The sequence below is a fragment of the candidate division WOR-3 bacterium genome, from assembly GCA_026418155.1.
Taxonomy (GTDB): Bacteria; Hydrothermota; Tepidihabitantia; order Tepidihabitantales; family CAIPLT01; genus JAOABV01.
Window position 1 is genome coordinate 1 of the sequence record JAOABV010000015.1, and the last position, 22,077, is coordinate 22,077.

Below are 22,077 nucleotides of genomic sequence, written 5' to 3' on the forward strand. Positions count from 1 at the left end.
TATAATTGGAACCTCTCCATAAAAGGTCTTTTCGATATTTACAATTTGAATCTCTCGATAAAAGTAATTCTTCTTGGTCTTTTAGACATTTATAATTGGAACCTCTCCATAAAAGGTCTTTTCGATATTTACAATTTGAATCTCTCGATAAAAGTAATTCTTCTTGGATTTTTTGACACTTATAATTTAAACCTCTCCATAAAAGCAATACCTGCCAGTCTTTGCTGGATTTGCTTACTGAATTTCGTTTCAATGTTTTGCTTTTTAACATAAAAAATTAAACTTATAAACTCATGAATCATTTAGGCCTCCAATTTTTTTATCTTTTTCTTATATATCTTTTATATCTAGGCCTATTTTACAACAATCACCTATCTATTTTATTGGACTCACAGAATTAAAAAAGGATTCAACAAGATTACAACTTTAACGAAACATTTCGTAAAAAGGTCAATTTTTATTACAAATTGATTACCACAATGCCTATGATAACATTATCGCTGTTATCGTTTTGCTATCGGTGGAATCAATTTTTGAATTCAATATCACTTTTTCGAGGTCCTCCAATTAATTTCTTGACATTTTATTTTTTAAAAGTATGCTTATTGTATGTTTTTGAAGAGAATTAACTGCATAATTTCAAATAGTTTTTATCAGTCAGGAGGAATGTTAAATGGATAATGAAAAATTGTTGAAACAGACTGACCCTGAAGTTTTTGAAGCAATTAGAAATGAAACAAATCGTGAGCATTCGACATTAGAATTAATTGCCTCAGAAAATTTTTGTTCGGAAGCAGTCTTATCTGCCTTGGGTTCGGTTCTGACTAATAAGTATGCTGAGGGTCTACCAAAAAAGCGCTATTATGGTGGATGTGAATTTGTTGATGTGGTTGAGACTTTAGCCATTGAGAGAGCCAAACAACTCTTTGGTGCAGAACATGCTAATGTCCAACCTCATTCTGGCACTCAAGCCAATATGTGTGCTTATTTTGCTTTAGCCAATCCCGGTGATACTATCTTTGGTTTGAACTTAACTCACGGTGGTCATCTTTCGCATGGCCATCCGATAAATTTCTCCGGTAAATATTTCAAAGTTTTCCATTATGGTGTAAATCCTGAAACTGAAGTGGTCGATTATGCAGAATTAAGAAAATTGGCATTAGAACATAAACCAAAGATTATTGTCTCAGGTGCCAGTGCCCATCCTCGATTCTTATATTTTGATAAGTTTCAAGAAATTTGTGATGAAGTCGGCGCTTATCAAGTTGCAGATATTGCTCATACTGCTGGTTTAGTTGCTGCTGGTCTTCATCCCTCACCTATCCCCTATGCGGATGTGGTTACAACAACTACTCATAAAACCCTTAGAGGTCCACGCGGAGCAATCATTATGTGTAAAGCAAAATATGCTGAAGCAATTGACAAGACAACTTTTCCTGGTATGCAAGGCGGTCCTTTAGAACATGTTATTGCTGCAAAAGCAGTTGCCTTTAAGGAAGCATTAACTGATGATTTCAAAAATTATCAAAAACAGATTGTTGCTAATGCTAAAACATTAGCCGAAGAGTTAGCAAAACTTGGTTATCGTCTGGTGGCAGGTGGCACTGATACACATTTAATGTTGGTTGATTTACGGAGTAAAAATATTACTGGTCGTGATGCCGAGAATGCTTTAGGCAAAGCCAATATTACCGTCAATCGCAATACCATTCCTTATGACCCACAAAAACCATTTATTGCCTCTGGCATCAGACTGGGAACACCGGCTTTAACTACCCGAGGAATGAAAGAACCTGAGATGCGAAAAATTGCCCAATTAATTGATAAAGTCTTAACTAATATCGGTAATGAGAAAATTTACGAACAAGTAAAATCAGAAGTAAAAGAATTAACTGACGCATTTCCTCTTTATGCGGAAAGGAGAAAAGTCTATGATTCGCTGTGATAATAGTAAAATTAAGTCTCTAATTGGCTACGAAATTTTAGATTCTCGTGGTAATCCTACTATTGAAGTTGATTGTGTTCTTGAATGTGGTGTTATCGGTCGTGCCGCTGTACCTTCTGGTGCTTCAACTGGAATTTATGAAGCCCTGGAATTGCGCGACCAAGACAAAAAGCGCTATCTGGGCAAAGGTGTGTTGAAAGCAATAAAGAATATTGAAGAGATTAGTAAAAAGATTGTGGGAATGGATGCATTAAACCAGAAATTGATTGACGAAACTTTGATTGAGTTAGATGGCACACCTAACAAAGCCAATTTAGGCGCCAATGCAATTTTAGGCGTTTCAATGGCAGTATGCCGGGCAGGTGCTGAATTTTTGAGAATTCCTTTATATCGTTATCTCGGTGGTATCAATGGCAATACTTTACCTGTGCCCATGCTCAATGTTATTAATGGTGGTGTCCATTCACCGAATAATCTTGATGTCCAAGAATATATGATTGTGCCGTCAAGCAAATTTTCCTTTGCCGAAATGATAAGAATCAGTGCTGAAGTCTATCATACGCTTAAGAAAAATCTCTCAGCCAAAGACCGCACAACTGCTATCGGCGACGAAGGTGGTTTTGCCTCGGATTTTATATCTAATGAAGAACCGTTACAAATTATTTTAGAGAGCATTGAACAAGCCGGCTATGAACCAGGTAAAGATGTCTTTCTGGCGCTTGACCCTGCCGCAAGTGAATTCTATCGTGATGGTAAATACCATCTGGAATTAGATGACAAAATTCTCAGTTCTGAAGAACTAATTGATATTTATGACCAATGGGTCAGCAAATATCCAATTATTTCTATTGAAGATGGATTTGCCCAAGATGATTTTCTTGGTTGGCAAGCATTCACCAAAGCATTAGGCAATAAGATTCAAATTGTGGGTGATGATATCTTTGTCACTAATTTAGAACGATTCAAAAAAGGTATTGAACAGAACATTGCTAATGCGATCTTAATCAAACTTAACCAGATCGGCACAGTGACAGAAACTTTAAATTGTATTGAATATGCTAAATCTCATAATTACCGGACTGTTATCTCACATCGCTCAGGCGAAACCTCAGATACATTTATTGCTGATTTAGCGGTTGCGACTAATGCTGGTCAAATTAAGACTGGTGCTCCAGCCCGCGGTGAGCGAACTGCAAAATACAATCGGTTATTAAGAATTGAAAAAGAACTAATTCTAAATCATTAAATATTGTGCGTCAGACACGACACCATCGTTATCCAAAGCAGAGAAAGCTCCATAAGTCGAAAAAAAAACATTATCTATTAATCCTATTATTGTTCATCATTCCCTTGTTTATAATATTCATTCCTGGACCTAATGGTTTAATAAATGTTTTAGCAAAATCCTATCGCAAACATCAACTGCAAAAAGAGATTGAGTATTACAAAATTAAAGCCGAACTGCTCGAATCTAAAATTGCTAAGGCACATAATCCTGAGTATGTGAAAAAATATTTGATGGACTACTATAAAATGGTTCCTAAAGATTCAGCAAAATAGTTGGGATTTTTATGATGACTGCTATAAATGTAACTGAAAAATTAAATAAGATAGTTGTGCCTGTTTTGAACAATGTGCATAAAGAACCAATAGTATTGTCGTGAATCCCATCAGAATTCGATTTGCCCTTAGCCATCTGCTATTAGCCATTACGCTCATTAATGCTGACAAAGGAATGATACCGCTTGCTCGACCTGATATTGATTTATATAACTCAGCCCAACGCGCAATTATCATCTGGAACGGTAAGGAAGAGATAATTATTTTATCTACTAATGTTTCATCATCGGAAACTACTAAAGTTCTGGAAATCTTACCATTACCCAGTAAACCGCAAGTATCGCAAGGTGATTTTGAAATCTTTTATCGGATTAATCAAATGATTTATGAAAAATCCCGGCATTTACTACCTGCATATATTCAATCACGCAAAGGAGCGGATTTAGAATTAAAATCAACTCTAAAAATTCTATTTCAAAAACAGATTGGTGTTCACTTTCTTACTTGTGTCCAAGCATTAAATTACGAAGAACTACTTAAATGGATTAAACAATTTTTACAAGACCAGAATCTTCCTGAAATCCAAATACCGAAAAAATTACCTGAGATAATCAAAAATTATTTTGATTCAAAGATTTTTTATTTTGTATTTGATATTATTGAGATTAAACCTCAAGAAGCCAGCATTACGCCAATAATATATAAGTTCAAATCAGATGCATTATACTATCCGTTAGTAATTTCTGCTTTATCTGAAGGCAAAACTGAAATTCAACTTTATACGATTACGCCTGGCATACCTGATATTTGGGATGTTCCATTGCCTTTACAATATGCCTATTATGAAATTGATGGCGAAAAAATTAGACCGATCTGTTTTCCGCTTGAGAAAAAAGAACTCCAATTTCTTTTTTCAGATAAGAACTATCTACGACCAATCAAAAATCCTTATTTGTCCGTATTCCATTTTTATGGCTACCTTTCCCAATTGCATAAAGATTTACGGGTAAAAAGATTATTAAATCATTTCAAATATTGATTTTGTGATAAATATTTAAGATGTGTGGAGTAATTGGTATTTATGGTAAAGGCGATGTTGTGGAAGAGATTTACTCTGGACTTTATGCCCTACAACATCGCGGTCAAGATTCAGCCGGTATAATTACCTATAACAATACTTTTCATATTAAGAAAGGTATTGGTCTTGTCTCCAAAGTCTTTAATGCCAAAAATCTGGAAAGGCTAAAAGGAAATATTGGTATCGGTCAAGTGCGTTATCCAACAATCGGGCCTGGTGGAGTTGAAGATTCTCAGCCGTTTATGGTTAATGCACCCTTTGGTATTGCAATGGCACATAATGGTAATGTCACTAATTACTTTGAATTACGCAATGAATTATCAAAAAAATGTTTTCGGCAACTCACTTCTTATTCGGATGTTGAAGTTATTCTTAATGTCTTTGCTGATGAAATCGCAATGCAACCATTACACAATTTTAATTTTGATACTTTAGTTAAATCTGTAACAGGCGTTTTTAACCGCGTTGAGGGCAGTTATTCAGTTGTAGGAATGATTGCCAATATTGGACTTTTTGCGTTTCGTGACCCTTATGGAATTAAACCATTATGTTTTGGCAGAAAAGGCAAAAATTATATCTTTGCCTCAGAAAGTGTTGTTTTAGACCAACTGCAATATAAGTTAATCAGGGATGTCTTACCGGGTGAAGTAGTATTTGTTGACCGTAGCCGAAAAGTTCAATCTGCAGTTATCAAATCATATTGCCATTGTCCTTGTATTTTTGAATGGGTATATTTTGCCCGTCCTGATTCTATAATCGACGGCATTGAAGTTTATTCCGCGCGCTTAAGATTAGGTGAAAGATTAGGTCAGAAATGCCTCCAAGCAAAAATCAAACCTGATGTTGTTATTCCAATTCCTGATTCAGGCCGTGGTGCGGGTTTAGGCGTATCCAAAGTATTAGGTGTGGAACAAAAAGAAGGTTTTATCAAAAATTATTACATTGGCAGAACCTTTATTATGCCTAACCAAACGGACCGAACCAATTTAGTCCGGCTTAAGTTGAATCCGGTCTTTAGTGTCTTCAAAAATAAAAAGGTTTTAATTGTTGATGATAGTATTGTTCGAGGCACAACTGCCAAAGAAATCGTTTCATTAGCACGCAAAGCCGGTGCTAAAAAGGTCTATTATGCAGTAACTTGTCCACCCTTAAGATTTCCCTGTGTCTATGGCATTGATATGATGACCCGCGGTGAATTTATTGCTCGCAAAAATTCAATTGAACAGATACGAAAAAAAATTGGCGCTGATGTTTTAATTTATCAAGACCTTAATGATATGATTGAAAGTATTAAAGGTAACAAAAACCAAACTTTTTGCACTGCTTGTTTTACAGGCATCTATCCTACAGGACTAAAAACACACGATATTGTCAAATTGGAAAAGGCACGTATTAAATATCGTAAAAAACATAATAGATAAAACGAAACCATAAATAAAATGAAAGGAGTATAATGAAGATACCTTATTCAAAATGGCTAATAGTAGGTTATTTACTATTAGTTAATTTATTAACTGCAATTAAAATTGAACCACCAAGTAATGTTATGGCTCAGGATAATCCTAATGACGATGGTGGCCGAATTAAAATTACTTGGCAACTCTCTACCTCAGATTCATTGATTGAAGGATACAAAATTCTACGCAAGCAAGAGCACGATACAATGATATGTGAAGTCGGTTATATGGGCAAAGGCAGAACATCTTTTATTGATGAAAGCACAACCGATGGTGTTAAGTACACTTATCAAGTTATTGCCGTTCAGGATTCAATCGAATCCGCATCTGAATGGTCAAACTTGGCGTTCTCTAAACAGCAATGGTTTCACACTGATAGAATTAATGTTGTCTTCTTTACCTTGCTTTTCACTTTTCTCATTGTCTTTTTCATCAATCGCGCCAAAAAAGGTATTCATCTCTTTGTTCGGAAAATTGCTGGACTTTTAGCAGTTGAAGAAGCAGTTGGTCGAGCCACCGAAATGGGCAAACCAATTCTTTATGTACCAGGCTTAACTGGTATCAGTGATGTTGCGACAATTGCCGCAATGAATATTCTTGGTGAGGTTGCCAAAAAAATTGCCACCTACGATTCACAACTTATTGTTCCCAATACAGACCCGATTGTTTTTACTGTTGCTCAAGAAGTTGTCAAACAAGCCTATACTCAAGCTGGACGACCTGATGCGTTTAAACCTGATTCTGTCTATTTTGTGACTGATAGTCAATTTGCCTATGCGGCTGCTGTTGATGGTATTATGACCCGCGAAAAACCCGCAACTAATTTCTTTATGGGATATTTTTATGCTGAAGCACTCATATTAGCCGAAACCGGTGCTTCTACTGGTGCAGTGCAAATTGCCGGAACCGATTCTGTAATGCAACTTCCATTTTTTATTGTGGCTTGTGATTACACCCTAATGGGTGAAGAATTATATGCCGCATCTGCTTATCTTTCTCGTGAACCACTATTATTAGGTGGGCTTATCGGTCAAGACTGGGGAAAAGCAATAATTGTTTTGATTTTAATCATTGCGACTGTTATCGGTCTTTTAACTAATCTAAAAATATTAAATCTATTTTAGAATAGGAGTTGTAATTATGAAAGTTAGATTTCCTTTATTTTTAGTATTAATAACTGGTATCCTTGGAGCATTACCCTTTTTGATTCCGCACAGCATTGCTCAGAATTTTGATAATGAATTTCGCAATTCGGTTTTAAGAATTATCGGCGCTTTCTCATTAGTTTTAGGTGTGGGCAGTATTGTTCGGCATCATTTATATAAGATACAAAGAAGACGGGAAAATTGGGAATACAGTTATATTTTACTAATTAGTTTGGTTATTTCCGCAATCATCGGTCTATTTGGAGGCATAGATGGTCGTGGTTGGTTGCCAACTAAGATTGCAAAGTTTTCTTTTGATATTCAAACTATTTATACATATATCGTAATTCCTTTAGGCGCTACAATGTTTGCTATGCTTTCATTCTTTATGGCATCAGCTGCGTATCGTGCGTTCCGCGCCCGAACATTTGAAGCAACTCTGCTTTTGATTGCCGCATTTATTATGATGCTTGGCTCAGTGCCGTTAAGCAGTTATATTATCCCTAAACTTCCCAGTTTTGCTGAATGGATTTTAACAGTACCCAATACTGCGGCAAAACGAGGTATGGGATTTGGTATTTCTCTTGGCACATTAGCCACTTCATTAAAAATTATTCTTGGTATTGAGCGTGGTTGGCTTGGAGGTACCAAATGACCAATAACGAAAAGAATACTCAAATTACTTTTTGGGAAAGAATGACCAAAATTGACCGACGAGTAATCTACACACTACTATTATTGGTTGTAGTTATACCGTTAATTTTCCCGTTTAAGTTAAAACCTAAACCAATGCCACCTGTAGAAAAATTATATAATCATATAGATACTATTCCGGAAGATAAATGTTTAGTAATTTCAGTCGACTACACACCTGATACTGAGCCTGAACTTCATCCAATGACTATTGCTTTGTTAAGACATGCTTTTGCTCGCAATAAGAAAGTTGGTATCTTATGTATTTCTCTTTTGGGTTTAGGTTTAGCTCAGGATGCAATAACTACAGTAACTAATGAATTTAATAGCCGAGCTAAAACAAATGCTGATAGTATTATTTATGGCCGGGACTATGTATTCTGGGGTTGGCAACAACCACCTTTGGTTCCGATTTTGGGAATGGGCGAGAATATTGCTAAAGTTTTTCCGGTTGATTATTACGGCAATAAAACTGACACTTTGCCAATTATGAAAAAGATTAAAAATTACAATGATGTTGCAATTCTTGTTTCTATTGCAGGTAGTGCGGTTCCTTTCTGGTATATAACTTATGCACAAACTTCTTTTGGCGTTAGAATTGGTGCTGGTTCTACTGCAGTTCAAGCGGCTGATTTTTATCCCTATCTAAATTCTGGTCAAGTAACCGGAATGATGTCAGGTATGAAGGGCGCGGCCGAGTACGAACAATTAGTAGAAGAACGATGTAATGTCTTTGGCAGACGCAAAGCAACTGATGCAATGTCCTCTCAGACTGCAGCCCACATTTGGATTATGATAACGATTATTATCGGCAATATCGGATATTTTATAATTCGCCGAAGGAAAAAATGATAACCAGCGTTAATACTATGATTTTTTACAATCATACGGAGGAAAAGATGATAACCTACATTAATACTGGGTTTTTCATAATCCGACGGAGAAAAAGATGATAACCAACATTAATACTGGTGTTTTTCATAATCCGCCAGAGAAAAAATTGACATCCATCATTAATACTGGAGTTTTTCATAATCCCCAGAAAAAAATGACATCCAGCATTAATACTGGGGTTTTTTATAATCTGATGGAGAAAAGAATGACATCCATCATTAATACTGCATTTTTTATAATCAGACTAATTTTATAATCAGACTAAGAAAAAATGACAACCAGCATTAACACTAAGTTTTTTTTATGATTTGCAGGAGGAAAAATGACAATTAGTACTAATCCTTGGATTTGGGTCAGTGCGATTTTGACCCTTGGTATTTTTTCTTTTCTCTATAAAGAAAATCCTTTTTATCGTGTTTGTGAACATCTTTTCGTCGGTATCTCTAATGGCTATTCGATCACCTTTGTTTGGCACCGGGTCCTTATGCCGACTTTAATAAATCCAGTTGCTCGCGGTGAACGACTTTGGCTAATCTTAATTGCTATCGTCGGTGCCTTATATTTTACCCGATTTATTCCAAGAGTATCTTGGTTAGTACGAATACCAATTGCTATTGTTATGGGCTATGGTGCTGGCGCTTCCATTCCGCGGGGGATTGACGCCGGAATTATAGAACAAATCAGAGCCACAATTGTTACCCGTAACTCTTTTTCAATTATTACAAATGGCATCTGGGCATTAGTTATTCTTTTCGGTGTCATTGCTACAGTCAGTTATTTCTTCTTTTCTCGAGAACGAAAAGGAATCTTAAAACCTTTGTCATATTCTGGAATCATTTTTATAATGCTCGGTTTCGGCGCTTCGTTCGGCTACACCGTTATGGCTCGTATCTCACTTCTAATTGGCCGATTGACCTTCCTGTTAAGAGATTGGCTTGGTATAATACATTAAAACTTTAAGTAATAATACCATCGTTGACATTTATAAAAATATTAGTAAAATCAGACATGCAATAGAGATTACCATTATTTTTAATATATTTTTAATACTAAAGTTATTTTCATATTAACGATGATATAATCAGATGTTATTTAATAATACACTGAATATGCTTATTGAGGAGGACTAATGCCTTTACCAAAACGAAGACACTCAAAACAACGAGGTCGCAAAAGACGAACTCATTGGAAACTTGACGAACCCAATCTAATACCTTGTCCGCATTGTCACGAACTAAAACTACCCCATCGGGTATGTCCTAATTGTGGATACTATGCTGGCAAGGAAGTTTTATTTATTGAGAAAAAATCGAAAAAGTGAACAGTCGACAAATTTCTTTTTAAGAAATCTTTAGCAAAATGCGAATTGCTTTAGATACAATGGGTAGTGATAATGCTCCCCTGCCCGAATTAGCCGGTGCTAAATCGGCGTTAGACGAATTAGTTGATTTAGAGATTACATTAGTAGGAAAAAAAGAAATATTATGCCAACATCAATTGCCAGATGATAATAACCGTTGGGATATAATTGATGCTGAACAAGTAGTTGGAATGAACGAATCGCCGAGTTCAGCCCTAAAACTTAAAAACAACTCGTCGATTGCACAAGCAATAAAGTTACATAAAGAAAATAAAGTTTACGCAGTTGTCAGTGCTGGCAATACTGGCGCGATAATGGCTTTCGCTATGACGATTCTGGGAATGATTGCTGGAATTGACCGACCAGCACTCGCTGCAATCTTTCCATCCCTTCAAGGTAGTTCTCTCATCATTGATATTGGCGCCAATATTAATGTTAAACCGATTAATCTTTATCAATTCGGTGTGATGGGGACCATCGTTGCCGGCTATCTATTTGCTAAGGCTAATCCCACTGTCGGTTTATTAAATATTGGTAAAGAAGAAACCAAAGGGACTGAAACTCTACTATCGGCTTATAAAATTCTTAGTCAAAGTGAACTAAATTTTATCGGTAATATTGAAGGGCAAGATATATTCAAAGGTAAGTGCGATGTTATCGTTTGCGATGGTTTTGTCGGTAACATTCTTTTGAAATTCGGTGAGGGATTTGTCGAATCAATAAAAAATGTGTTGGATGAACTGGGCGCTGAATACAAATTACGCAAATGGTTATCAAAACCAATGATGGGAAAATTTCTTAATCGATTGGACTATGAAGAACATGGAGGCGCATTGCTACTCGGTATTAATGGGACAGTTGTCATTGCTCATGGCCGTTCTACAGAAAAAGCATTAAAAAATGCGATAAAAACTGCTTATGAGGCAGTTCAAAATAAAATATCTGAACATATTGCAAAAAAATTTAAATCATGACTATACTGTGCAGAACTATAACTAAAAAAGGCAAAGACCAAATTTTCTTCATCCTAACTTTTTTCTCTCTATTTTTGTTCTCCTGCAATAAAAATCCTTTAGGATATGATGAATTAGAAAGAAATATCTCAAATCCTGTATCATTTGAATTTAATCCTGTAAGCCGTTATTGTTATGGCAAATACATTCCTTTAGGTAATGCTGACCTATTAGTATTAGGAAGAAATTCTGAATATGAATCGCGTATCTTAATCCAATTTCCATTAACCGAATCGCTTATTAGAAATGTCAGTTCGGCAAAACTATATTTATATCCTAAACGACATAAAAATATTAATTTCTCAATTTATCCTATCAGTAAACAAACTGAATGGAAAGAAAACTATGCCACTTGGAAGCAATCGGATGAAAACAACACACCTTGGAACGGTGGCTACTTTTATCCAACGGTGTTGGCAAATGGCACTTTAACCTCTGACAGTTGCATTATTGAACTTAACCGTAATTTACTTGATACATTAGTAAATCATTCTTATGGCTTTATCATTATTCCAGATACAAACACAAACGATTTTGCGACAATATATTCCCGTCATACTTCGAAATCACCAAAATTAGTCCTCAATTATAGTAATTCAACTACAAGGCTTACACCGTCGCAAGATTGCCATATTATCGACACCTTGAACTTATCTATAACTTATGTTGACCAATGGGTTGGTTCAGGTTTTCCTTTCCGCACTCTTTTGCGGTTTGCTTTAGATACGATTCCTAACAATGTAACCATAACTACTGCTGAATTAATATTAAATATTGACCAAAAGTATGCTTTATCTGACACCTTTGAAGTCGGCGTCTGGCGGATTTTAGAACCTGTAACACCATCAAATTTTAAAAACGCTAAATTCTCATCAACTCATTCTGCTAAAAAAACCTTTGTGATAACAAATGACTCAATAAAAATTGATATCAGACCCTTAGTTCAACAATGGGCGACGAAACCAGATTCTAATTTTGGTTGTCTTATTTCTATTTTGCCTGAACATTTTGAGATTGCTCGGTTACAATTAAAAGTTGACACGACTTACGGTCCTCGCTTAAAAGTTGGCTATATTGAACCACCTCAAGGAAGATTCTAAATGAAAAACTATAATCATATTACTCTAATCATATTATTTGCTCAACAATGACATTAAAATGGATAAGAGATACAAAAAGCAGATTAGCCCAAGGAAAATACTAAGGCATAATAAACAAACAAATCGATTTTTTGCAACTCATAAGCAGTTGCCTGTAGCCTATGTTTTTATTTTTTTTCTTTGGTTCTCAATTTTTAATATTATCAATGCACAATCATTTTTTTCAATGCGAGGATTTGGTGAAGAAATCTTATGCACTGACGCTTACGCAAATAGTTTAGGCGGTATCATCAGTATCAGCCGTGAAAATCCGGCACAACCAATAGTATTAAACAAAACCAATTTTTATGCTTCATTGTCTAATAATATTGTCTTTGGTAAAGAGAATAATTGGCAGAGAACACTTTATGATTTTCGGCCAATTATGGTTGAGGGTAAAGTCCCTTTGCCAAAAAGATTTCGCATCGGATTAAAACTTGCTGAGTCTTTTAACCAGAATTTCAATATCTATTCCGAGTCAATACCTATAGCAGGATATTGGGCTCAGCGTCACATCATTGGCCAAGGTGGAATTTACCGAATAACTCTGAATTCTGCTAAAACCTTTACGAAACCTAATCTAAGTTTAGGCATTGACTACTCCTATTTAATTGGCCAAGAAATTGAACATTGGATATTTGAAATTGCTGCAGGAAATTATATTACCCGAGACACAATTATAACCAATTATTCCGCACAGAGTCTCCGTTTTGGTATTTTAAGCGATTGGTCATTTTTAACTGTGGGGTTCCACATTGAAGATATTTTGCCTGGTACGATTAAAGATCACACTAAAAGTCACGGAACTTCTGCTGAAACAACTTTTATGTTTAATTTACCTTACGCATTGGGGTGCGGTCTTTCATACAATAAACTTCAAAACACCGATTTTTATATTGATTTCTTATATAAGAATTGGCGTAAAGCACAAATCAAAGAAAATTATGTTTCTACTTTTCAGAATAGTATGAAATACTCTTTCGGAGTGGAACACTGGTTATCCGCTAATCATCCTTTGCGTCTCGGATTAAAATATTACCAGTCTTATCTTTTAGACCACACAAATTATCAGATCAAAGAATACGGCTTGACTTGTGGCAGTAGTATCCTAATTCCTAAATTCGGTGGTTTTGATTATTCATTAGAATTATTCTTAAGACAGGGTAAAAAAGTCAAAGAGACAATTGTTAGACTAAATTTGAGTCTTTCTTACGAAGAAACTTGGAAAAAGCGAACAAGACGCTGGGGATCTTAGACACCGCAAGTCAATTTGAATTCAATTGTACAAAAGAATTCTATAGATACAAATACAAAGTATGACAATCTAAAACCTAATAAATTGTGTAATTTCATTATCGCTTCAGTATAGCATTTGAGAAATTACTTAATAAACCTATACATAGATCTCAAGAAAAATGCCTTACAGTATGACTAAAAGACTGCCGAATTTTTCGATATAAATTTCTTTGCTAAAACTGAAACCAAAATATCCACTTTAATAGAAAGAAAACACCACCTCTCGACTGATAAACCAATAAAGATAATAATAGACTTTATAAACCGCTCTGGAAACTATACCCTTGTTCTTTGTTGCTTTATAGTAACTACTATCATTATCAAATAGTTAGAGCAAAATATATCTAATTTTTCAGGAAACTTTTAAGTATATATTTTCAAAAAATTATTTTCATATTTTTTCTTATCGAGAATTAAGCGGAAGTCAATTTGTTATTGGAAGCATCCAAAATATTGAATTATTGAACACTACTTGTAATTTTTCTGTGTCATCATTAACAGCGGTGTTTCTTTTTTAGAGTTCTTTCTTAACATCTGCTTGACAAATTCAAATTTTGACATAAAATAGTTGCGATTAAACTAAATCTTTATTAAAAAAATTTTTATTTATTATAAAAATTAAAAATACATTTGGAGGCACAATGTATAAAAAAGTTGTGACTGTAATATTTATGGTAATAGTTTTCTGGCAAATCGGAATAAGCCAGACACCGTTCAAAATAACACTATCACAATCTGCGCCTGAGGCTGGATTATTCTTTTCCAATCCGAGTTACATTTCTCCGGCATTAGCGGATGGTACTTATGGTATGTTTTCAAATCCAGCGGCGATTGGCTATACAGGTGATTATGGCCTAGCTTTCGTTTTAGGTATACCAAGCAAACCTAAAATTGAATGTAATGCAAGGATATTAGATTCTACTGATGCACATGGAGAATTAAGTATTCCATTGGAACTCGCTTTCAAAGATGCGGGTGGTCTAAATTTCTTTGGTTTTAGTAAAAAACTTGGACCTGTCGGAGTCGGAATTGGTTATATGCAAAAATCTGGCACGGGTTTCGGCATTGATTTTAACCAAACTGAAACATTAGATATAAACTATCGTATTGTTCAACCCATTAGAGCATCTATTGCACCTGGAATAGACACCACCATTCCAATGACCTGGAATATTTCAGCGCCAATAAGAGTAAATGCATTAGGCAATGGTGATATTTCCTTAGGAAAAACACCTTTCTTTGTAGGAAGCGGTTATTCTTTTGGAATCGGAAGTGTCGGAATCGGATTCAAAATTGCAAGATATTCTGGTAATTTAGGTACAAATATAAAATTTGACGGTAGCACAAATATAACTGCAACCGGAACTCCTGGTGCTCCTTATAAAGGAAATCTGACTGGTATTGCAACGCTCTCAGATACCTTTATCAATGTAATTGGCAATGGCGATTTCCGCGCCAATCGACTTGCATTTATTTTTGGTGGATTGTTACGCGCCGGGTTCTTTAAGATGGGAATCTCATTAGAGCAAGGCTTTAAAACTAATTTATCTGGAAACTACAATCTTACTTCATTGCGAATTTCAGGTGCACCAGATAGTGTAGTAATAACGAGTCCAATTGATTCAATCCGTTTTTATCCTGCTCAATGCAGTATTGCCGGAAACGCCCGGTTCAATGTTCTCCGTAGCCCTAAAACCGGTGACACTCTTGGAGGTCCCCAGACTATTTCTTTACCTGGTTATACTGAACTCAATCTTGGTATTTCATTATCAGTATTTGATTTATATCTTGGTGGAACTTTGCCCAAAAAAGGAGAAGTAAACAATGGAAAAGTCGGTATTCTCTTTAGTGTTCCGTTAACATCTATTACTATTCGTACTGGACTTTTAGCAGTATTAGACTATGCCTATACCACAGATAATGCTGGTAAAGATTTATTTATTCCTTTACGGGTTCCTATTTATGCTGGATTAGGCGCATCTTATCGGACCAAATTTAATTTTATCCCAATGCAACCAGATGCCCAGGTTGATTTTGGAATTAAATCTAATGCAATTCCTTTAATGAGTAATTTTATTCCCAGCGACTTCGAACAAGTAACTAATATCAAGACACCATCATTTTTCTCTCTCTTGAGCTTTAATCTTGGAGTGGGATTAAAGATATAAAAATACAATATCCTCTATCTGTCAAGGGGTTGAGTAAATTCTCAACCCCTTATTTTTATTATTTTATCAAATTGTAAGTGTACTTCTATGTGTATTTTATCGTAACAATTTTCAGAGTATAATATTCTTTGCTGTGCTGTTATTTCATTATCACTTCATTGCTTCGGTCTTAGTGAATTGACGGCGTAAAGCAAAATCATCTAAAGGAATCGGACTCTTTCCTTTTGTAATTAGTTCAGCTAAAAATTTACCAAGTGCAGGTCCAAACATAAACCCATGGCCGCACATTCCGGCTGAAATATAAAATCCTTCAATCGGTGTCCTGTCAACAATTGGATTGCCATCCGGAGTCATTTCATAACTTCCTGCCCATTGTCTGATTATTTTAATTCCTTTTAATTTTGGAACGAGTCTGGCCATCCTCCTTGGCATCTCAGTAATAAATTCACTGGAAGCGTTAATATCATATCCAGGTACATTAGGAATTGGAGTATAACAACCAATAAAATGACCTGTGCCATAATTCTGAATAAAATAACATCCATCTGGACGATAATCAACTAACATTGGGTCAAACAATCGTTCAGTCGCCTCAGTAACCAAACTTTCGTGTCGTTCTGGAACTATAGGAACATCTAATCCCACCATTTTAGCAACATCTTTTGCCCAAGGTCCCGCTGCATTTACTATTATCGGTGCGAAATATTCTTCATTTTTTTCTGTAACAACTGACAAAACTTTATTTTGACTTGTGTTAATCTTTATAACTCTTGTATTAGTTAGAATCCGTCCTTTTTGTTTTTTTATCGCTTCTAAGTATCCGTAAGTAGTTGCGAATGGATTGGCTTGGCCATCGGTCGGACAATATGCACCACCTAAAAGGTCTTGCGTATTTAGACCCTTTACAATTTGAGCACAATCATCAACACTGACAAATCTTACGGGTAATCCGAATTGTTTTTGTATTTCAATCGCCTTAAGATAAGTTTGTTTTTTTTCTTCGGAATGAGCAAGGAAAAGATAGCCGCCTTGATACCATTCAACATCTTTCCCCAGTTCTTCTTTTAAGTTCGAAAAAATTTTTACACTTTGTTTCATTACTAAAATTGATAATGGATGGGTATATTGTTGACGAATACCACCAATACATCTACCTGTCGAACCTGCACAAGGATAATTTTTCTCAATCACTAAAACTTTGATTTTTTTCTTTGCCAAATAATAACCGGTTGCCGCTCCGATAATCCCGGCGCCTATTATAATTGCATCAGCGGTCTTTCTCATTAAATCTATCCCCGTGATGTTTCCGTAGAATATTTTGCTAAAACCTCTATTGGAATCGGTTTCAGCGGTGGACGTGAAGTTGGAAACTTAATTTTTTCAATAGATTGACCGGTCATTTGGCTTAAAATTCGTGCAATCAGCATTAGACAACCCTTTCCTTGACAGTGTCCCATACCACATCTCAAAATTCGCTTTATCTCCTCTAAACTAGTATAACCCTTTTTAATTACTGCAATAATTTCCTTTTCCGTTACTTCTTCACAACGACAAATAACTATTGTTTTTTTCATTTTTTATGTTATTGATTAATAGCCAATCTCACCAATCTTATTGCCCAGTCAAGTAAATTTTTTTGTCTTTTAGGAAAAAACTCAATTTTGACTTCATTAACTTTTGCCTTTTCCTTAGCAAAATCAAGTGCATTGAGCAATCCACCCAAAGAATCAACCAATTTACATTGTCTTGCTTGATTTCCTGTCCAAACTCTACCTTGTCCTACGGAATCAACAAATTCAGGAGTTAAGTTTCGATGTTGGGCAACTTTATTAATAAATTGTGCATAAAAGTCTTGAATCTGTCTTTTCAAGATATCTTTTTCTTGTTCTGTAAATTTTCGGTCTGGTGAAAACATATCAGCATGTTCGCCTCTTTTAATCGTTTCAGTTTTAACACCTAATTTTGTATATAATCCTTGAGTAACAAATTTTAACGAAAATACGCCAATTGAACCAGTAATAGTTGCTGGTGAAGCAAATATTTTGTCGCCTGCCATAGAAATATAATAACCGCCAGAGGCAGAAACAGGTCCCATCGAGACTACCACTGGCTTTTTTTCTTTGGCAAGTGATAATTCCCGCCAGATTAAATCTGAAGCGAAACCGTCGCCACCAGGAGAATCGACGCGCAAAACAATCGCCTTAACATTTTTATCTTTTCGTGCATCCCGAATGGCTTTAACAATAGTATTTGCACCGCAGGTAACACTTCCCGTTAAAGGATCTGTACTACTTTCACCAGTCATAATATCTCCGACAGCATAGACTAAGGCAATTTTAGGTAGTTCGTACCAATCATAAATATACTTTCTTTCTTTATTATATTTAGATGCAGAAATTTTCTTAAAATTCTTAAATTTATTCTTTAAGATACTATCAAGTTCGTCTTCATAACAATAATGGTCAATTAATTTATTTTCTTTGGCTTCCTTGGATGAAAAGAATCCTTGATTTATCTTATTCTCAATTTCTTGTTCGGAAAACTTACGCTCATTTGCAATTGTTTTGATAAGATTTTGATAATAATCATCAAGAATTGAATTAATTACTTCTCGAGTTACCGCTGATAGAGAGTCGCTGGTAAAAGTTTCTGGCGCACTTTTATATTTTCCGATGCGTTCATAATCTACTTCAACTCCAACTTTATCCAAAGTACCTTTAAGTAACATCGGCCGTGAAAATATCCCTGGAATTACAACTTCACCTAAGGGATGAGTAATAATTTCATCCGCACCACATACAAGATAATAATCTTTTATTCCCATACTGGGTGCATAAACAATAATTTTCTTGTTAGATTTCTTGAAATCATCTAAGGCTAATTTTATTTCTTGTGCGATGGCAAAACTCATATCTGGCCCATCTAATTTAAGCACTATGCCAATAACATCTTTGTCATCTCTTGCCTTTTTTATCGTATTCAAAATCTCATAGGTCGTATGTTTAACTGGATTACCCAACAAACTAAATCCTGGTTTTTGGTCAGTAATTCTACCGCTCAATTTCATTTCTAAAAAACACTTTGAAGAGGGAATGAGTCGCCTTCTATCCTGGCTATTCAATCGTAGATATCCTGACCAAATCGGTAACCATTTTTTAGTTGGTGAATTTACAATACTCCCTAATCCAAATTTGCCAAAACTGATACCAGCTTTAACTGAGAACTCACCATAAGTATTTATTTTACCTTTAATCTCAATTCCACTAATCGGCTCGGCTTCTATTCCCAAAGTTGGTCTATACCAATTATCGCTATAAGCATCACAGGTTATAGTATAACGATTGGAAAAAGGTCTAACTCCAATACCAACAACATATTGATTTGGTACTGTCTTCCCAATACTTTGAATAACTGCGCCTATAGATATAAATTTATGCGGCCGTATAATTATACCTGCATCCCAAAAACTAAAGTTTTTTATTTTTCGGTAAGTCAAACCACCAAAAATGCCATCTGAAAATTTATTCCCGGAACTTATTCTAAAATCTTTATTATCAATGTAGGAAATTCCCAAATTGCTTGTTTGTAAAATAAAACTTTGATTGTCCCAAAGATTTCTATCAGTAAAATTATATAGATAATAAAAGTTAAAATCGCGATTAACGCCTAAACCTGCAGGATTGGCTAAAATTGCTAAGGCATCATCTGTAGTTGCGACTGATAGCGGTGAACTACTTATTAAAAAAATACATAAAAAAATAGACATTCCATTCTCCTTCTATTTCATCTTAAAAAATCTTACTTTATTATAAAACTTTTTGGGAACTGCGATTGTAACTATTGCGCATCGGTCAACTGCTTTCGTATCAATAACTTTTTCCACTCGACCCAGACAGACAACTTTACCTTTTCTATCTAAGGCGTTAACTATCTGCCCTTTTTGAGGACGTGGTAAAAATTCATAGGGTAAGGAAATTGCTGATTCTTTTTGATTATAATTTTTATGAACAACAAAAATTGCTAAGCCCGGACATCGAGCAATACATAAACCACAACCATTACAACTATCAAAATTAACCTTAGGAATCTCATTAATACTCCCTTTAATACTAATAACTTTTTTAGGACAGGCATCAACACAAGGATTACACGGAATCTTTTCAACACATTCGACTATTACAACCGGTCCCTTATCAAATCGCTCATTTGATGGTAATAAATACTTTTGCTTTAAATCCTTTTCAGTTAAAACTCCAGTTTTTTGATATGCCATTTCTTTTAGAAACAGTAATTTATTATGCTAATATTAACTATCTTCAATTATTGCTATTTTGACAGTAAAAATAATAAAATATCTGTTTAAATTTATTTCAACTTAATAACTTCCCGATAACCAGGAATATCCATAAAGCCATGACCAGAGACATTAAATGCAATTACTTTCTTTTCTCCACGCTTTTTGGCTTCTAATGCTTGGTCAATTGCACAGCAAATTGAATAAGCAGATTCTGGCGCCGGTAAATAGCCTTCGGTCTCAATAAATATGCGCGCTTGTTGAAAAACATATTTCTCATCACTAGGATAAGCAACCGTATCAATTAGGCCTTTATGTCGCAGATAACTAATAATAGGCGAACAGCCATGATAACGAAGACCGTCGCCCTTAATTGGCTTCATTTTTATTTTATGACCCAAAGTATACATTTTCAAAAGTGGCGTTAATTCTCCGTAGTCAGCGAAATCGTATTTGTATTCACCTTGAAGATTTGGTGCGGATTGACTTTGAGCCGCAATAAATTTTATCTTTTTACCTTTAGTTAGCACATCGCCGACAAACGGTAAAACAAAACCACCGAAATTAGAACCGCCTCCAAGGCAACTTATCATAATATCTGGATAATCACCAAAAATCTCAAATTGTTTTTGAGTCTCTAAACCTATTATTGTTTGGTGTAATAAAACATGATTTAATACTGACCCTAAACAATAAATCGCTTCAGGGTCATTTTTGGCATCTTCAACGCCCTCAGTAATCGCAATGCCTAAAGAACCGGGATGATTCTTATTTTTTTGATACAGCGACCGGCCAAATTTGGTTTTCGGACTGGGCGACGCATATACTTCCGCACCTAATAGTTGCATAAAATTCTTTCGGTCTAATTTCCAATTATGAACTGCCCTAACCCAGTAAATTGTGCATTTCAATCCATTAAGTGCTGCCGCATATGCTAAAGCAGTCCCCCATTGACCAGCACCAGTCTCAGTCGTAACTCTTTTATAACCTTCTTTTTTAGCATAATAACATTGAGCCAATGCAGTATTAACTTTATGACTTCCGGTCGGTGAAAAAAATTCGCCTTTGTAATATAAACGGGCAGGTGTATCTAATTTCTTTTCCAAATTATATGCTCTAAATAATGGTCTGGGTCGAGCCGCTTGAAGATATAACTGTTGTAATTCTTCAGGAATATCAATCCAGCGTTCGGTAGACATTTCTTGTTTAAGACACTCAGCTAAAAGTATTTTAGGTAAATTAGCCAGTCTCGATTCACCTGTAGGTGGGTCTTTTGGTGGAGGAAAATCTGGTCCAATATCAGCAAGAATATTATACCATTGTTTAGGAATATCATTAAAACTAAGATTCACTGCTCGTATTTTTTTCATTATGCCCCCATAAATAACTGCCTACTATAATTTGCATTTTACCAAAATCATAGAATGATATTAAATATTATAAAAAAACATCTATGTGTCAAGGATTAAAATTAAAGTTCTCTAAAAAGTTCTTTTAATCAGGAAAGCGAGGCAAAGGCACAATCCGAAGCGTTATCGAGCGCAGCCAAAATAAAACGAATGGGAATCAAAAAATCCCGAGACCTATCTAGGATTGAAAATGGAAAAAACTAAAATTAGATATTTTCGGGTTCTGCTGTTTTCACATTTTGGGCATTTTTCAAAATTTATATAAATATAACTTAAAAAACCACTCAATAAAATATCAATGATTTCGTCAATATGAATTTAGTATCAAAGAAATTATGCAAACATACAATCACTTTCTATATGGTTAACGATATAGGTGATAAAAAGCAACTTTTATAGTTTTTTCAATACAATTCAATAGAGTTAGAAAAAAACAATGCTATGCAATATATATCCAAATAAATTTTCAAGTAAAAATCAAAACCTTTAATCACGAAAAATTTTAATATCTTTTATCTAAAATAAAAAGCCCCGAGATAGACTCGGGGCTTAAAGATTCAAAGTTTTTATTTGTAAAGAAGTCTAAGATTGGGGACAGTTTGGAAATATGCTTTTGTAATTGTAAT

General features: G+C 35.0%; 21 protein-coding genes. 15 read left to right on the top strand and 6 right to left on the bottom strand.

Annotation, left to right across the window (positions count from 1 at the left end; all coding sequences use genetic code 11):
• Nucleotides 1-271 (bottom strand): hypothetical protein (locus N2201_03180; protein ID MCX7785218.1); only part of this gene is annotated, 271 nt, incomplete at its 3' end.
• Nucleotides 272-673: 402 nt separating this feature from the next.
• On the opposite strand from N2201_03180, the gene N2201_03185 reads away from it, so the two are divergent.
• The 15 genes from N2201_03185 to N2201_03255 all read left to right on the top strand — a co-directional run bounded on the left by N2201_03185 (nucleotide 674) and on the right by N2201_03255 (nucleotide 15,748).
• Nucleotides 674-1,945 (top strand): serine hydroxymethyltransferase, encoded by a 1,272-nt coding sequence (locus N2201_03185; protein ID MCX7785219.1) that lies wholly within the window; start codon nucleotides 674-676, stop codon nucleotides 1,943-1,945.
• Nucleotides 1,932-3,191 carry a phosphopyruvate hydratase gene (gene eno, locus N2201_03190; GenBank protein ID MCX7785220.1) on the top strand — a complete coding sequence of 420 codons (1,260 nt, stop codon included), beginning with the start codon at nucleotides 1,932-1,934 and terminating at the stop codon, nucleotides 3,189-3,191. Before N2201_03185 ends, eno begins: the two co-directional genes overlap by 14 nt.
• A 5-nt stretch (nucleotides 3,192-3,196) precedes the next feature.
• Complete coding sequence (locus N2201_03195) at nucleotides 3,197-3,505, top strand: hypothetical protein (protein ID MCX7785221.1); 309 nt, start codon at nucleotides 3,197-3,199, stop codon at nucleotides 3,503-3,505.
• A 100-nt stretch (nucleotides 3,506-3,605) separates the two neighbouring features.
• On the top strand, nucleotides 3,606-4,544 hold the full coding sequence (locus N2201_03200; GenBank protein MCX7785222.1) for a DUF2330 domain-containing protein: 939 nt from the start codon (nucleotides 3,606-3,608) through the stop codon (nucleotides 4,542-4,544).
• A gap of 20 nt (nucleotides 4,545-4,564) precedes the next feature.
• Nucleotides 4,565-6,004: an amidophosphoribosyltransferase gene (purF, locus tag N2201_03205; protein MCX7785223.1), complete on the top strand. Its 1,440-nt coding sequence runs from the start codon at nucleotides 4,565-4,567 to the stop codon at nucleotides 6,002-6,004.
• A gap of 32 nt (nucleotides 6,005-6,036) precedes the next feature.
• Complete coding sequence (locus tag N2201_03210) at nucleotides 6,037-7,164, top strand: fibronectin type III domain-containing protein (GenBank protein ID MCX7785224.1); 1,128 nt, start codon at nucleotides 6,037-6,039, stop codon at nucleotides 7,162-7,164.
• 16 nt (nucleotides 7,165-7,180) lie between these two features.
• Complete coding sequence (locus N2201_03215; protein ID MCX7785225.1) at nucleotides 7,181-7,840, top strand: hypothetical protein; 660 nt, start codon at nucleotides 7,181-7,183, stop codon at nucleotides 7,838-7,840.
• Nucleotides 7,837-8,730, top strand: coding sequence for a hypothetical protein (locus N2201_03220; protein ID MCX7785226.1), 894 nt, complete (start codon nucleotides 7,837-7,839; stop codon nucleotides 8,728-8,730). The genes N2201_03215 and N2201_03220 overlap by 4 nt, the downstream gene beginning before the upstream one ends.
• A 97-nt stretch (nucleotides 8,731-8,827) precedes the next feature.
• Nucleotides 8,828-9,028 (top strand): hypothetical protein, encoded by a 201-nt coding sequence (locus N2201_03225; protein ID MCX7785227.1) that lies wholly within the window; start codon nucleotides 8,828-8,830, stop codon nucleotides 9,026-9,028.
• 66 nt (nucleotides 9,029-9,094) lie between these two features.
• Nucleotides 9,095-9,724 (top strand): hypothetical protein, encoded by a 630-nt coding sequence (locus N2201_03230; GenBank protein ID MCX7785228.1) that lies wholly within the window; start codon nucleotides 9,095-9,097, stop codon nucleotides 9,722-9,724.
• A 177-nt stretch (nucleotides 9,725-9,901) separates the two neighbouring features.
• Nucleotides 9,902-10,093, top strand: a complete 192-nt coding sequence (rpmF, locus tag N2201_03235; GenBank protein ID MCX7785229.1) for a 50S ribosomal protein L32 — start codon at nucleotides 9,902-9,904, stop codon at nucleotides 10,091-10,093.
• A 38-nt stretch (nucleotides 10,094-10,131) separates the two neighbouring features.
• The gene (plsX, locus tag N2201_03240) at nucleotides 10,132-11,106 is read left to right on the top strand and encodes a phosphate acyltransferase PlsX (protein MCX7785230.1); all 975 of its coding nucleotides are present in this window, start codon (nucleotides 10,132-10,134) and stop codon (nucleotides 11,104-11,106) included.
• The gene (locus N2201_03245) at nucleotides 11,103-12,245 is read left to right on the top strand and encodes a DNRLRE domain-containing protein (GenBank protein ID MCX7785231.1); all 1,143 of its coding nucleotides are present in this window, start codon (nucleotides 11,103-11,105) and stop codon (nucleotides 12,243-12,245) included. The genes plsX and N2201_03245 overlap by 4 nt, the downstream gene beginning before the upstream one ends.
• A 58-nt stretch (nucleotides 12,246-12,303) precedes the next feature.
• Nucleotides 12,304-13,539: a hypothetical protein gene (locus N2201_03250; protein ID MCX7785232.1), complete on the top strand. Its 1,236-nt coding sequence runs from the start codon at nucleotides 12,304-12,306 to the stop codon at nucleotides 13,537-13,539.
• 682 nt (nucleotides 13,540-14,221) lie between these two features.
• Entirely contained in the window at nucleotides 14,222-15,748 is a 1,527-nt protein-coding gene (locus N2201_03255) for a hypothetical protein (GenBank protein ID MCX7785233.1), read from the top strand.
• 150 nt (nucleotides 15,749-15,898) lie between these two features.
• Here the strand turns inward: N2201_03255 and N2201_03260 are convergent, their stop codons facing one another.
• From N2201_03260 to N2201_03280, 5 genes are all read right to left on the bottom strand, one after another.
• Complete coding sequence (locus N2201_03260; protein MCX7785234.1) at nucleotides 15,899-17,032, bottom strand: FAD-binding oxidoreductase; 1,134 nt, start codon at nucleotides 17,030-17,032, stop codon at nucleotides 15,899-15,901.
• 5 nt (nucleotides 17,033-17,037) lie between these two features.
• Nucleotides 17,038-17,322, bottom strand: coding sequence for a (2Fe-2S)-binding protein (locus N2201_03265; GenBank protein MCX7785235.1), 285 nt, complete (start codon nucleotides 17,320-17,322; stop codon nucleotides 17,038-17,040).
• 8 nt (nucleotides 17,323-17,330) lie between these two features.
• Nucleotides 17,331-19,514, bottom strand: coding sequence for a signal peptide peptidase SppA (gene sppA / locus N2201_03270; GenBank protein MCX7785236.1), 2,184 nt, complete (start codon nucleotides 19,512-19,514; stop codon nucleotides 17,331-17,333).
• Nucleotides 19,515-19,526: 12 nt separating this feature from the next.
• Nucleotides 19,527-20,021, bottom strand: coding sequence for a 4Fe-4S binding protein (locus N2201_03275; GenBank protein MCX7785237.1), 495 nt, complete (start codon nucleotides 20,019-20,021; stop codon nucleotides 19,527-19,529).
• Between the two features lie 92 nt (nucleotides 20,022-20,113).
• The gene (locus N2201_03280; GenBank protein MCX7785238.1) at nucleotides 20,114-21,403 is read right to left on the bottom strand and encodes a TrpB-like pyridoxal phosphate-dependent enzyme; all 1,290 of its coding nucleotides are present in this window, start codon (nucleotides 21,401-21,403) and stop codon (nucleotides 20,114-20,116) included.
• Between the last annotated feature and the right edge of the window lie 674 nt (nucleotides 21,404-22,077).

Bases quoted from the DNA above. Each gene is read 5' to 3' on its own strand.
- N2201_03185 (MCX7785219.1), top strand. From the start codon at position 674: ATGGATAATGAAAAATTGTTGAAACAGACTGACCCTGAAGTTTTTGAA.
- eno (MCX7785220.1), top strand. From the start codon at position 1,932: ATGATTCGCTGTGATAATAGTAAAATTAAGTCTCTAATTGGCTACGAA.
- purF (MCX7785223.1), top strand. From the start codon at position 4,565: ATGTGTGGAGTAATTGGTATTTATGGTAAAGGCGATGTTGTGGAAGAG.
- N2201_03210 (MCX7785224.1), top strand. From the start codon at position 6,037: ATGAAGATACCTTATTCAAAATGGCTAATAGTAGGTTATTTACTATTA.
- N2201_03215 (MCX7785225.1), top strand. From the start codon at position 7,181: ATGAAAGTTAGATTTCCTTTATTTTTAGTATTAATAACTGGTATCCTT.
- N2201_03220 (MCX7785226.1), top strand. From the start codon at position 7,837: ATGACCAATAACGAAAAGAATACTCAAATTACTTTTTGGGAAAGAATG.
- N2201_03225 (MCX7785227.1), top strand. From the start codon at position 8,828: ATGATAACCAACATTAATACTGGTGTTTTTCATAATCCGCCAGAGAAA.
- N2201_03230 (MCX7785228.1), top strand. From the start codon at position 9,095: ATGACAATTAGTACTAATCCTTGGATTTGGGTCAGTGCGATTTTGACC.
- rpmF (MCX7785229.1), top strand. From the start codon at position 9,902: ATGCCTTTACCAAAACGAAGACACTCAAAACAACGAGGTCGCAAAAGA.
- plsX (MCX7785230.1), top strand. From the start codon at position 10,132: ATGCGAATTGCTTTAGATACAATGGGTAGTGATAATGCTCCCCTGCCC.
- N2201_03245 (MCX7785231.1), top strand. From the start codon at position 11,103: ATGACTATACTGTGCAGAACTATAACTAAAAAAGGCAAAGACCAAATT.
- N2201_03250 (MCX7785232.1), top strand. From the start codon at position 12,304: ATGGATAAGAGATACAAAAAGCAGATTAGCCCAAGGAAAATACTAAGG.
- N2201_03255 (MCX7785233.1), top strand. From the start codon at position 14,222: ATGTATAAAAAAGTTGTGACTGTAATATTTATGGTAATAGTTTTCTGG.
- N2201_03260 (MCX7785234.1), bottom strand. From the start codon at position 17,032: ATGAGAAAGACCGCTGATGCAATTATAATAGGCGCCGGGATTATCGGA.
- N2201_03265 (MCX7785235.1), bottom strand. From the start codon at position 17,322: ATGAAAAAAACAATAGTTATTTGTCGTTGTGAAGAAGTAACGGAAAAG.
- sppA (MCX7785236.1), bottom strand. From the start codon at position 19,514: ATGTCTATTTTTTTATGTATTTTTTTAATAAGTAGTTCACCGCTATCA.
- N2201_03275 (MCX7785237.1), bottom strand. From the start codon at position 20,021: ATGGCATATCAAAAAACTGGAGTTTTAACTGAAAAGGATTTAAAGCAA.